General features: G+C 52.2%; 12 protein-coding genes. 9 read left to right on the forward strand and 3 right to left on the reverse strand.

Features of this window, described 5'->3' with window-relative positions; all coding sequences use genetic code 11:
* The first annotated feature begins 153 nt into the window (after positions 1 to 153).
* From rnc to acpS, 5 genes are all read left to right on the forward strand, one after another.
* A complete protein-coding gene (gene rnc / locus KCR01S_RS11430) occupies positions 154 to 834 on the forward strand; it encodes a ribonuclease III (protein ID WP_052282246.1) in 681 nt (226 codons plus the stop codon).
* Positions 831 to 1736 (forward strand): GTPase Era, encoded by a 906-nt coding sequence (era, locus tag KCR01S_RS11435; protein WP_061282873.1) that lies wholly within the window; start codon positions 831 to 833, stop codon positions 1734 to 1736. The genes rnc and era overlap by 4 nt, the downstream gene beginning before the upstream one ends.
* An 11-nt stretch (positions 1737 to 1747) precedes the next feature.
* A complete protein-coding gene (gene recO, locus KCR01S_RS11440; RefSeq protein ID WP_061282874.1) occupies positions 1748 to 2455 on the forward strand; it encodes a DNA repair protein RecO in 708 nt (235 codons plus the stop codon).
* Between the two features lie 99 nt (positions 2456 to 2554).
* Complete coding sequence (gene pdxJ, locus KCR01S_RS11445) at positions 2555 to 3286, forward strand: pyridoxine 5'-phosphate synthase (protein WP_061282875.1); 732 nt, start codon at positions 2555 to 2557, stop codon at positions 3284 to 3286.
* Positions 3286 to 3666, forward strand: coding sequence for a holo-ACP synthase (gene acpS / locus KCR01S_RS11450; RefSeq protein WP_061282876.1), 381 nt, complete (start codon positions 3286 to 3288; stop codon positions 3664 to 3666). Before pdxJ ends, acpS begins: the two co-directional genes overlap by 1 nt.
* On the opposite strand, the gene KCR01S_RS11455 is transcribed toward acpS, so the two are convergent.
* Positions 3663 to 3923 carry a YfhL family 4Fe-4S dicluster ferredoxin gene (locus KCR01S_RS11455; protein ID WP_061282877.1) on the reverse strand — a complete coding sequence of 87 codons (261 nt, stop codon included), beginning with the start codon at positions 3921 to 3923 and terminating at the stop codon, positions 3663 to 3665. The genes acpS and KCR01S_RS11455 overlap by 4 nt on opposite strands.
* 387 nt (positions 3924 to 4310) lie before the next feature.
* On the opposite strand from KCR01S_RS11455, the gene KCR01S_RS11460 reads away from it, so the two are divergent.
* Positions 4311 to 6614, forward strand: coding sequence for an Orn/Lys/Arg family decarboxylase (locus KCR01S_RS11460; protein ID WP_061282979.1), 2304 nt, complete (start codon positions 4311 to 4313; stop codon positions 6612 to 6614).
* Positions 6615 to 6645: 31 nt separating this feature from the next.
* On the forward strand, positions 6646 to 8070 hold the full coding sequence (gene potE, locus KCR01S_RS11465; RefSeq protein WP_061282878.1) for a putrescine-ornithine antiporter: 1425 nt from the start codon (positions 6646 to 6648) through the stop codon (positions 8068 to 8070).
* Positions 8071 to 8096: 26 nt separating this feature from the next.
* On the opposite strand, the gene KCR01S_RS11470 is transcribed toward potE, so the two are convergent.
* Positions 8097 to 8945: a MurR/RpiR family transcriptional regulator gene (locus KCR01S_RS11470; RefSeq protein WP_061282879.1), complete on the reverse strand. Its 849-nt coding sequence runs from the start codon at positions 8943 to 8945 to the stop codon at positions 8097 to 8099.
* A gap of 224 nt (positions 8946 to 9169) precedes the next feature.
* Here KCR01S_RS11470 and yfhb point away from each other — a divergent pair, with 224 nt between their 5' ends.
* Positions 9170 to 9805 carry a phosphatidylglycerophosphatase C gene (yfhb, locus tag KCR01S_RS11475; RefSeq protein WP_061282880.1) on the forward strand — a complete coding sequence of 212 codons (636 nt, stop codon included), beginning with the start codon at positions 9170 to 9172 and terminating at the stop codon, positions 9803 to 9805.
* Positions 9806 to 9870: 65 nt separating this feature from the next.
* Complete coding sequence (tadA, locus tag KCR01S_RS11480; protein WP_061282881.1) at positions 9871 to 10386, forward strand: tRNA adenosine(34) deaminase TadA; 516 nt, start codon at positions 9871 to 9873, stop codon at positions 10384 to 10386.
* A gap of 1 nt (position 10387) precedes the next feature.
* Here tadA and mltF read toward each other — a convergent pair whose 3' ends face one another.
* Positions 10388 to 11914, reverse strand: coding sequence for a membrane-bound lytic murein transglycosylase MltF (mltF, locus tag KCR01S_RS11485; protein ID WP_061282882.1), 1527 nt, complete (start codon positions 11912 to 11914; stop codon positions 10388 to 10390).
* Between the last annotated feature and the right edge of the window lie 59 nt (positions 11915 to 11973).

Here is an 11973-nt window from a genome sequence, read left to right on the forward strand (position 1 = left end):
AAACTAACGACATCCATTGTCGTTGCGTATAGAATATCCCCCCGAAGTTTCGGATGTCTCTGACCGGGAGACACGGCACACGAAACCGCATTGGTTTTCCTCAGGTCTGTTTCGTGTGCTGCATTGTTGACGCATTCATTTATTTGGTATCGCATGAACCCCATCGTAATTAATCGGCTTCAACGGAAGCTGGGCTACACTTTTATTCATCAGGAGCTGTTGCAACAGGCGTTAACGCACCGTAGCGCGAGCAGCAAACATAACGAACGCTTAGAGTTTCTGGGTGATTCGATTCTGAGCTACGTGATCGCTAACGCGCTCTATCACCGTTTTCCTCGCGTGGACGAAGGCGATATGAGCCGGATGCGCGCGACGCTGGTTCGTGGAAATACGCTGGCGGAAATCGCCCGCGAATTTGAACTGGGCGAATGTCTGCGCTTAGGGCCGGGTGAATTGAAAAGCGGCGGTTTCCGTCGGGAATCCATTCTGGCGGATACGGTTGAAGCATTGATTGGCGGGGTGTTCCTCGACAGCGATATTCAAAACGTGGAAAGACTGATCCTCTCCTGGTATCAGACCCGTCTGGATGAAATTAGCCCGGGCGATAAGCAAAAAGATCCAAAAACACGCTTGCAGGAGTATCTGCAAGGCCGCCATCTGCCGCTGCCATCTTATCTGGTGGTGCAGGTGCGTGGGGAAGCACACGATCAGGAATTTACTATCCACTGCCAGGTTAGCGGCCTGAGTGAACCGGTGGTCGGCACAGGTTCCAGTCGTCGTAAGGCGGAACAGGCTGCCGCCGAAGAGGCGCTGAAAAAGCTGGAGCTGGAATGAGCGAAGAAAAGAACTACTGCGGATTTATTGCCATCGTCGGTCGACCGAACGTTGGCAAATCCACCTTACTGAACAATCTGCTCGGGCAGAAGATCTCCATCACGTCCCGAAAAGCGCAGACCACGCGTCACCGTATCGTCGGTATCCATACCGAAGGGGGCTATCAGGCGATTTACGTCGATACCCCTGGCCTGCATATGGAAGAAAAGCGCGCCATCAACCGCCTGATGAACAAAGCGGCGAGCAGCTCTATCGGCGATGTTGAACTGATTATTTTCGTGGTCGAAGGCACCCGCTGGACGCCGGACGACGAAATGGTGCTGAACAAGCTTAAAGGTGGTCGTGCACCGGTGATCCTCGCGGTCAATAAAGTGGACAACGTGCAGGAAAAAGCGGATCTCTTACCGCACCTGCAGTTCCTTGGTAGCCAGATGGACTTCCTCGATATCGTTCCTATTTCAGCAGAAACCGGGCTGAACGTGGATACCGTTGCCGGGATCGTCCGTAAGCATCTGCCGGAAGCGACCCACCACTTCCCGGAAGATTACATTACCGACCGTTCACAGCGCTTTATGGCGTCTGAAATCATCCGTGAAAAGCTGATGCGTTTCCTCGGTGCCGAACTGCCGTATTCCGTGACGGTGGAAATCGAACGCTTCCAGTCTAACGAACGCGGTGGCTACGACATCAACGGCTTGATCCTGGTTGAGCGTGAAGGGCAGAAGAAGATGGTCATTGGTAACAAAGGTTCCAAGATCAAAACCATCGGTATTGAAGCCCGTAAGGATATGCAGGAGATGTTCGAAGCGCCTGTTCACCTGGAACTTTGGGTGAAAGTGAAATCCGGCTGGGCCGATGATGAACGCGCGCTGCGCAGTCTCGGTTACACCGACGATCTCTGAGGATAACCCCGATGGAGGGCTGGCAGCGCGCTTTCGTCCTGCATAGTCGTCCCTGGAGCGAAACCAGCCTGATGCTGGACGTCTTCACGGAAGAGTCGGGTCGCGTGCGCCTTGTGGCTAAAGGCGCACGTTCCAAACGCTCTAATCTCAAAGGTGCGCTTCAGCCCTTTACCCCCTTGTTAGTTCGCTTTGGCGGACGCGGCGAAGTCAAAACGCTGCGTAGCGCAGAAGCCGTCTCCCTGGCGCTACCGCTAAGCGGCATCACGCTTTACAGCGGCCTGTACGTCAACGAGCTCATTTCTCGCGTGCTTGAGCACGAAACCCGCTTCTCTGAACTCTTCTTTGATTATTTGCACTGCATCCAGGCGCTCGCTGGCGCAACAGGCTCGCCGGAACCGGCGCTGCGTCGTTTCGAGCTGGCGCTGCTGGGGCATCTTGGGTATGGCGTCGATTTCCTGCACTGTGCGGGGAGCGGTGATGAGGTTGATGACACCATGACCTATCGCTATCGTGAAGAGAAGGGCTTTATTGCCAGTATCGTGATGGATAACAACACCTTTACCGGGCGGCACTTAAAAGCGCTGGCGAGCCGGGAATTTCCTGATACCGATGTCCTGCGCGCCGCTAAGCGCTTTACCCGTATGGCGCTAAAGCCGTATCTTGGTGGCAAACCGCTAAAGAGCCGCGAGCTGTTTCGTCAGTTTGTGCCAAAGCGATAACCCGTATTACACTCGCTCCGCTTTACCCGCTCGCGTATTTTGCGTAGAAGGACGGGGTGAGAGAAAAAGAACGTTAAAAATAAAGACACGAGGATTGTCATGGCTGAATTACTGTTAGGCGTCAATATTGATCACATTGCCACCCTGCGTAACGCACGCGGCACCGCATACCCGGACCCAGTGCAGGCTGCGTTTATCGCCGAGCAGGCCGGTGCTGATGGCATCACCGTGCATTTACGTGAAGACCGTCGTCATATCACCGACCGCGATGTGCGTATTTTGCGTCAAACGCTCGACACCCGCATGAACCTGGAAATGGCGGTGACCGAAGAGATGCTGGCTATCGCCTGCGAAACCAAGCCGCATTTCTGCTGCCTGGTGCCAGAGAAGCGTCAGGAAGTCACCACCGAAGGCGGTCTGGACGTTGCCGGCCAGCTCGACAAAATGCGAGATGCCTGCAAGCGCCTGGCGGATGCGGGTATCCTGGTCTCGCTGTTTATTGATGCTGACAACGCGCAGATTAAAGCTGCGGCTGACGTGGGCGCGCCGTATATCGAAATTCATACCGGCTGCTACGCTGATGCCACCACCGATGCTGAACAGGCAAAAGAGCTGGAACGCATCGCAAAAGCCGCCACCTACGCGGCAAGCCTCGGTCTGAAGGTCAATGCCGGGCATGGCCTGACTTACCACAATGTGAAAGCCGTTGCCGCTCTGCCAGAAATGCACGAACTGAACATTGGCCACGCCATTATCGGACGCGCAGTGATGACGGGCCTGAAAGAAGCGGTCGCCGAAATGAAACGCCTGATGCTGGAAGCGCGCGGCTAATGGCAATTCTAGGGTTAGGTACCGACATCGTCGAAATCGCCCGCATTGAAGGGGTGATCGCCCGTAGCGGCGATCGCCTCGCTCGTCGCGTGCTCAGCGAGAATGAGTGGGCTATCTGGGAAACGCATCAGCAGCCGGTACGTTTTCTGGCGAAACGCTTTGCGGTTAAAGAGGCCGCGTCAAAAGCGATGGGCACCGGTATTCGCAACGGCCTGGCGTTCAATCAGTTTGAAATATACAACGACGAGTTGGGCAAACCGAAGCTGCGGCTATGGGGGGAAGCACAACGCCTGGCAGAGCAGATGGGGATTGTGCATATTCACGTGACGCTCGCCGATGAACGCCACTATGCTTGCGCGACGGTGATTGTAGAAAGCTAAATTTTGTCCGCGTGATGCATCTGGACAAACTTGTCCCACAGCTGCTCTTCGCTTTCCAGATGTGCCGGATCCTTTAAAATAGTATTCGGGATCGGGCACACTTTCTGACAGGTTGGCGTGTCGTAATGGCCGATGCATTCGGTGCAACGATCGCTGTTGATCTCATAGATATTATCACCCATCGAAATGGCCTCGTTTGGACATTCCGGTTCACACATATCGCAATTGATACATTTTTTGGTGATTAACAGCGCCATCAGGAAATTCTCAGAAACATAATAAACAGGGCGGTATTATACGCTCATTCTCCTTCTGGGCCACGTTTTTATTGGTTTTATGTATGTTTTGCAACCGATTTAAATTTCAATTTAATGAAATTTAACGATATTATTACGCCGTTACACTTTCCAATCGCTTTGTATTAACATTTAAATGTACTTATTAAGTTGTAGCGCGATAATAACCTTAATAAAGATAATTGTATTTCCCTGGCTTATAAATGTAATTAGAGTTATTTATCCGTCTAATAGAACCTCATTTCCGTTAAATGCTTGGTATTGTTTTTCATGTTTTATTACAGCTGTATTCTTTATCGATACCTGAAGAAATATTTTCCTGGGAAGGATTCTAAAATGGAGGTAATCATGGAAGTTCACGGTGAAAGACTTATTACGTTAAAAGCATTAATTGTTCATAATAGTACTAGTCATGTCAGCGTCGTTAACGACTCGATAACGACACTAATTAACGAGATGAATAGTAAAGGTATCACTACCGTACTTGCAGATTCTGCGGATGGCGCTACAGCGGTGATACATAATGACGCAACAATTGAATTGGTTATACTTGATTGGGTAATAAATGAAGATGAGCAGCATAATGAATCTGCCAAAAAGGTGATTGAATCCTTACGCAGTAAAAGTCAGATGGTGCCATTATTTTTATTACTTGATAATCGACAGGGCGAAAATCTTACGCATGAGATTATGCGGGAGACAGATGAATTAATATGGATTCAGGAAGATACGCCTTTTTTTCTCGCCGGGCGAGCGCATTCCGCAATTTTATCTTATCGACAAAAAACAGTGCCCCCATTAACGCGCGCTATTTTTGAGTTTGCTCAAAAATACGAATATTCGTGGCATACACCTGGTCATGCCGGAGGAACTGCCTTTATGAAATCTGCCGTTGGGCGAGCCTTCCATGATTATTTCGGCGAAAATTTGTTGCGTTCGGACCTTTCTATTTCGGTGGGTGAACTGGGGTCGTTGCTGGATCACAGCGGGCCGATCGGCGAGAGTGAAAAATTCTGCGCCAAAGTTTTCGGCGCGGATAGAGCCTATACGGTCACGAATGGTTCGTCGATGTCCAACCGCGTCATCATGATGTCCTCGGTAGCACGTGGTGATTATGCTTTATGTGACCGTAATGCGCACAAGTCAACGGAGCAGGCGCTGACAATGACCGGCGTGGTGCCAACCTATTTAATGCCGTCACGTAATTACCTCGGCATTATTGGTCCGGTTTATGCCAGGACGCTGAGCGCATCTGAAGTCAAAAAAGCCATTGCCTGCAACCCACTCGCGACGGATAAAAAACAGAAACCACTACACGCGATAATCACCAACTCGACCTATGATGGCCTGACCTATCATGTGCCGACGGTAGTCAAACAGCTTGATGCTAGCGTAGATCGTATCCATTTTGACGAGGCATGGTACGGTTACGCACGGTTCAATCCGCTGTATGCCGAACGTTTTGGCATGTATGGCGAAGCGGAGGATTATCCGAAAAACCTACCGACCATTTTCACAACGACCTCTACGCACAAACTGCTGGCTGCACTTTCTCAGGCCTCACTTATCGGCGTTAGGGATGGGCGTAATCCTGTGCCGCACTCCCGCTTCAACGAATCTTACATGATGCATGCATCGACCTCGCCGCTCTATCCAATCATCATGGCAAACGAAGTTTCTGCGGAAATGATGCGCGGGCAGAGCGGAAAGTACCTGACGACAGAGTCGATTACTGAAGCGGTACGTTTTCGTAAAGCCGTTAGACGTATTCGCCGTGAATTGCAGGATAACCAGGACTGGTTTTTCTCCACCTGGAACGCGGATTTTGTTACCGATCCTGATTCAGGAAAAACAGTTTCCTTTGAAGATGCGCCGCTTAGTCTGCTGGTAAACGATCCGCGTTGCTGGGAGCTGCGGGCAGATGATAAATGGCACGGTTTTCAGGGGATTGAAGACGGTTACTGCATGCTCGACCCGATAAAAGTGTCGGTCGTGATGCCCGGCATGGCGATCGATGGGTCGCTAGAGGCAATGGGGATACCCGCGGTGCTGGTGACCGCGTTTCTTAGTCAGCGCGGTATCCAGGTAGAGAAAACCACCGATTTCACAATCTTGTTCCTCTTCTCACTTGGAATTACCAAAGGTAAATATGGCACGCTGCTAAACGCCTTGCTGAAGTTTAAAGATGCTTATGATGCCAACGTCCCTGTCGAACAGTTGCTGTATACCCAGGAGAGTGATTGCCCGGCAGCTTACAAAGGCAAGGGGCTGAAAACCCTGGCGGACGAAATGTTTACCTTCTTTAAAGATACTGGGTTAACTCACGTCCAGGCAGAGGCATTTACCACACTTCCTGAACCGGTAATGACCCCCGCGGATGCTTACGTCAAATTAGTGCATAACGACATTCAAACCGTAAGTGTAGATAACCTGTACAACTGTATTCTCGCGACCGGCGTTGTGCCTTATCCGCCTGGAATACCGATGCTGATGCCTGGGGAGAGCGCCGGTGGGAAAGGTAGCCCTTACATACGTTATTTAAAAATTCTGCAGCAGTGGGATCAGCGTTTCCCTGGCTTTGCTCATGATATTCATGGCGTAGAAAATGAAAATGGCATTTATTACGTCCAGTGCCTGAAAACCAGCAAGTAACGCATGTTAATCCTTTTTATGGGAAAATATTATGGCAATTAAAAAAATGAGCGTTACGCAGTTAACAATGCTGACTGCGATAAATATGCTGGGCTCGGGAATTATTTTACTGCCAGCTAAGCTCGCGCAGGTAGGCAATATTTCCATTGTATCGTGGCTGGTGACTGCCACCGGGTCAATGGCGTTGGCTTGGGCCTTTGCTTGCTGCGGGACCATGAGTAATAAACCCGGGGGGATGGGCGGTTATGCAGAATATGCTTTCGGGAAAGCCGGAAATTATATTGCCAATTACACCTATGGTGTAGCAATTGTGATAGGCAATGTGGCTATCGCCATTACGGCTGTAGGCTATATTATCGGCCTGTTTCATATTAATCCCAATCCGTTACAGATTGGTCTGATGACGATAGTGTTATTGTGGATAACGACATTCGCCAATTTCGGTGGGGCAAGTATCACCGGTAAAATTGGTGGAATTACGGTGTGGGGCGTGATTGCACCCGTGGTAGTGGTGTGTACCGTTGGCTGGTTCTGGTTTAAACCCGAAATCGATGCAGCCGGCTGGAATCCGCATAACAGTTCACTGTTTGGTGCCGCAGGCTCTTCGGTTGCGGTTACTCTGTGGGCGTTTTTAGGGCTGGAGTCCGCCTGTGCCAATAGCGATGCGGTGGATAACCCTCAGAAGAACGTTCCAATTGCGGTACTGTTCGGCACTCTCGGCTCGGCAATTATCTACATTGTCTCAACCAACGTCATTGGCGGCATTATTCCTAACCTGGAACTTGCTCACTCCAGCGCGCCTTTTGGCCTCGCATTCGCCACCATGTTTACCCCGATTGTGGGGAATATCGTGACGGGCTTGATGATTATCGCCTGCATCGGCTCCCTGTTGGGTTGGCAGTTCACTACAGCGCAGGTCTTTAAGAGTTCCGCCGATGTTGGTTACTTTGTGAAGATATTTGCGAAGTGCAATAAGCATGGCACGCCCATCGCGGGGATGCTTATTTTGCTGGCGATACAGACGGTTCTGAGTTGGTTTTCTATTCCCGCAAGTCCGGATGGCACGCGCTATGGCTGGGCTCACCACCTGATATCCAGCAACGTTGGTGTTTCCGATCAGTTCTCGGCGGTGGTGGATTTATCGGTGGTGACCAATCTTATCCCTTATATTTTGTCGATGGCGGCACTGGTAACCATCCAGGCGATCAATAAAGTACCGAAACATCGGGCACTTATTAATAACGCCATCGCGGGCGTAGGGGCGGCTTACAGCTACTTCGCGCTCATGAACTCTGGTGATAAGGCGTTGATGTATGGCGGCGTGGCAACCATTCTGGGGTTCACCTTATTTGGTGCCGTCAGCGCGAGGTTTGTGAAAGGCGAACAGGCTGCACATCCGGACCGCGTGATTACCGGTGAAGAAGACGTGCCGGCTATTCCCTGGAAAGAGGAATAATCCCGAACGGGTCGAACTCGGCCCGTTCAAACCAGCTTTTTCACCAGCGCTTCACTGTGGCGAATACGTTCCGGTGCGTTTTCCAGATCCTGCTGTACCAGACCCATAAACAGCAGATCCGTTAGCATCATCTGAGCGCTGGTTGAGGAAATGGCAGCACTGCGCGTGGCCTGCTCTTCGGCGATGGTATACAGGCAGTGCGTCGCACGCTGCTGGAGAGCGTTTGGCGAAAAACCGGTAATTGCCAGCACTTTACCGCCGACCCGCAGCGTTTCGTCAGCGGCCAGATTAATTTCCCGCCGCGCGCCGGAATAGGAGATTGCCAGCAGTAAATCGTCCTGGGTCATCGCCTGCACGGTTGCCAGCAGGGCGTGCATATCCAGCTCAGAAACGGCGTTGACGCCAATTTTCATCAGTTTCCAGCTAAAATTACGCGCGACCAGCCCCGATGCACCAATCCCGGTGAGGATAATGCGCCGCGCGCCGCGCAGCAGCGTGACGGTTTCCGCCAGCTTATCCTCGCTGTTGACGTCAAGAGAGGCGTGCATGGCGGCCACGTTATCCTTTATGAGCTTTTCACCAACCAGACGCAGCGGATCGTCGCCGCAAATTTGGTTATGCACCGGCACCGAGTGCGGGTTGACGCTACTGGCCATCGCTTCACTGAGGGCGAGCTTTAGCGCCGGAAAGCCTTTAAATCCGAGCTTTTGGGCAAATTTAACCACGCTGGACTGGCTGACGCCGGCCTGGCTTGCCAGCTGCTGTGAGCTTAAGTGACGCGCCTGATCGGGCTGCGCCAGAATAAAATCCGCCAGTTTTCTATCGCTTTGCGCCAGCTGAAGATAGCGCTGACGAATACTGATTAAACAATTCATAAGAACCTCACGGGCACAATGACCACTCTGTACCGAAACACCATTCTGCTCGTTTGAAAGAATTATGTATTCTATTATAACCGGATATAGCGAATTAAATATTCCTGTCGCCAGCAAAACGGCATTCTTTTCAACGGACATTTGTTGAAGACTCGTTTGGCGAAAGCGAGCGGTGTATCTGTTAATCTATTTCCTGAACTGATATGTCACTACAGGAGCCGCATTTGACCAACCATTCCCGCCGCGTGGTATTTTTTGATCTCGATGGCACGCTGCATCAGCAGGATCTGTTTGGCGCGTTTATCCGCTATTTGCTGCGCCGTTTGCCGCTGAATGCGCTATTGGTACTGCCGTTATTGCCCGTTATCGGCGCGGCAATGCTAATGAAAGGGCGTGCAGCGCGCTGGCCGATGAGCGTGTTGCTATGGGGCTGCACCTTTGCCCGCCGCGAGGCGACGTTGAACGCACTGGAGGCCAGCTTTATCATCTGGTTCCGGGCGACGGTAACGCCGTTTCCCGTGGTTCAGCAACGCCTGGACAGCTACCTGAGCCGCCAGGATGCCGACGTCTGGCTGATTACCGGTTCGCCGCAGACGCTGGTCGAGCGCGCTTACGCTGATGCGCCGTGGATGCCGCGAGTCAATCTGATTGGCAGCCAAATGCACCGAGGATTCGGCGGTCGGGTGCTATCGGTGCGCTGTCTGGGGCGCGAAAAGGTGGCGCAACTGGAGCAGCGTCTGGGCGCACCGCTGCGTTTATACAGCGGCTATAGCGACAGCAAACAGGATAACCCGCTACTCTTTTTCTGTGAGCATCGCTGGCGGGTGACGCCGCACGGGGAGCTTGAACAGCTGGAATAAGCGGGCGCTGCGCTTTGATGGATATTGTGTATAATGCGCGGCGTTGATTATCTGGAGTCCTCACGTTGTCCGACATTGAACTGAACCATGAATACTGGATGCGGCATGCGCTGATGCTCGCCAAACGCGCCTGGGAAGAGGGCGAAGTGCCGGTGGGCGCGGTATTAGTGCATAACAACCAGGTGATTGGCGAGGGCTGGAATCGTCCGATTGGCCGCCATGACCCAACCGCGCATGCGGAAATCATGGCACTGCGTCAGGGCGGTTTGGTGTTGCAAAACTATCGTCTGATTGATACCACGCTGTATGTGACGCTGGAACCCTGCGTGATGTGCGCCGGGGCGATGGTCCATAGCCGGATTGGGCACTTGGTGTTTGGCGCCCGTGATGCCAAAACCGGTGCGGCGGGGTCATTAATCGACGTGCTGCATCACCCTGGAATGAATCACCGGATTGAATTTACCGAAGGGGTGCTGGCCGACGAGTGTTCTGGCATGCTGAGCGACTTTTTCCGCCATCGACGTCAGCAGCAAAAGGCGCTGAAGCAGGCCGCGAAAGCCAATCCTCCCGCGACCCTATAACTTATTTTTGCCGTGACATTAAAAACGACACCGCGTCGTTTTGATTTGGTGACGGCATAAATGAGAACAAGCTGTAGTGATTCTGGTTCAATTCATCTGACGATACTGCCGGGTAGGCTTGCGCTATCGCCATCTCATCCGTGGCCTTTTTCTCTTTTTCCTGCAAATAACCGACTAGGCTTATCTGATACTTACGGATGTTTTCGACGTAAGTATAGGCCTCATGCCCACGTGCGTAGCCATAGGTTAACTTGCTGTACCACGGTTTCTGGCTCAGCAGCGGCAGTCGCTGTTTGACGTCAGCCCAACTGTCCGGATTGCCTTTTTGCTTCGCGGTGAGCGCTCGCGCGTCAAGCATATGGGCGTAGCCCATGTTATAGGCCGCCAGTGCAAACCAAATCCGTTCTTCCTGCGGAACGCTCTCCGGGACTTTGGTCATCATGTCCTGGATATAACGCATGCCACCGCTAATGCTCTGCTCTGCATCGGTACGGTCGGTCAATCCCAGGCTTTGGGCGGTATTTTTGGTCAGCATCATCAGGCCACGAACCCCGGTTGGCGAGGTGGCCTGCGGATCCCAGTGTGACTCCTGATACGAAATAGCGGCCAGCAGCTTCCAGTCGATTTCACTGGCGTACTTTTCAAATAGCGGCTGCAGGTCAGGCAGCACGTTATCTACCGCGCGCAGGAAGGAGCGGGTATCGACATAATCGAAATCGTCGCCATGGCCGAGATACTTCTCCTCCAGACGAGCGAGGGTACCGTCTTCATTTATATTGTTGAAGAAGTCGAGCATCGCCGCAGAGAGCGTATTGTCATCGTCCTGAAGGCTAAACCAGGTGACCGGCTGCTCGTCGGTGATATCCAGCGCCACCGCCAGTTCCGGATGGACGCGCTGGAACAGGCCGATGGCGACCGAGTCGGCAATGGTGTAGTCCAGCTTGCCGTCAATCACGGCCTGCATCAGATCCACCGAGCCGCGCTTTTCATCAACGGTCCATGAGAGATCAGGGTACTTCGTCTCTTTTAAATTTTGCAGATCGCTTATCACCACCTGGCCCGGCGCGACGGTGAGCTGGTCTGCGCTGATGTTGCTCAGATTACGCGGGCGGGTATTACCAACGCGGTAGACCATCTGTTGCGAAACAGAGTAATAGGTCGGGCCGGGCTGATAGTTTTTACTGCGCTCGCTGTTATAGACCAAGCCTGCGGCCAGCATATCGGCATTACCGTGGTCGAGGTCATCGAAAAGCTGGCTGATGTTTTGACGTACGGTAATCTTTAGCTTCACGCCGAGATAGTCAGCGAACTGCTGAGCCAGCTCGTAGTCGAGGCCGATATCTTTATCATTGAAGTTGCCATAGGTCAGCGGTGAGAGGACAGTACTGACGCGCAGCTCCCCCCGCTCCTGGATCGCGGCGATTCGGTTTTCTGGTTTGCCAAACCAGGGAATTGACGGCCACAGGGCCGCTGCCAGCAACAGCGTCACAACGCCGATGAGCAGATAGTTAATCTTTAGTTTTTTCAAATAGTTAATTCGCTGAGATGCTAAAGGGTATCCCTGACGACACTAAGGTTTGCTACAGA

It is taken from the genome of Kluyvera cryocrescens NBRC 102467 (assembly GCF_001571285.1).
In the GTDB taxonomy this organism is placed as follows: domain Bacteria; phylum Pseudomonadota; class Gammaproteobacteria; order Enterobacterales; family Enterobacteriaceae; genus Kluyvera; species Kluyvera cryocrescens.

Excerpts from the sequence above, each read along its gene's own strand:
- rnc (WP_052282246.1), top strand. The coding sequence starts at position 154 with ATGAACCCCATCGTAATTAATCGGCTTCAACGGAAGCTGGGCTACACT.
- era (WP_061282873.1), top strand. The coding sequence starts at position 831 with ATGAGCGAAGAAAAGAACTACTGCGGATTTATTGCCATCGTCGGTCGA.
- recO (WP_061282874.1), top strand. The coding sequence starts at position 1,748 with ATGGAGGGCTGGCAGCGCGCTTTCGTCCTGCATAGTCGTCCCTGGAGC.
- pdxJ (WP_061282875.1), top strand. The coding sequence starts at position 2,555 with ATGGCTGAATTACTGTTAGGCGTCAATATTGATCACATTGCCACCCTG.
- acpS (WP_061282876.1), top strand. The coding sequence starts at position 3,286 with ATGGCAATTCTAGGGTTAGGTACCGACATCGTCGAAATCGCCCGCATT.
- KCR01S_RS11455 (WP_061282877.1), bottom strand. The coding sequence starts at position 3,923 with ATGGCGCTGTTAATCACCAAAAAATGTATCAATTGCGATATGTGTGAA.
- KCR01S_RS11460 (WP_061282979.1), top strand. The coding sequence starts at position 4,311 with ATGGAAGTTCACGGTGAAAGACTTATTACGTTAAAAGCATTAATTGTT.
- potE (WP_061282878.1), top strand. The coding sequence starts at position 6,646 with ATGGCAATTAAAAAAATGAGCGTTACGCAGTTAACAATGCTGACTGCG.
- KCR01S_RS11470 (WP_061282879.1), bottom strand. The coding sequence starts at position 8,945 with ATGAATTGTTTAATCAGTATTCGTCAGCGCTATCTTCAGCTGGCGCAA.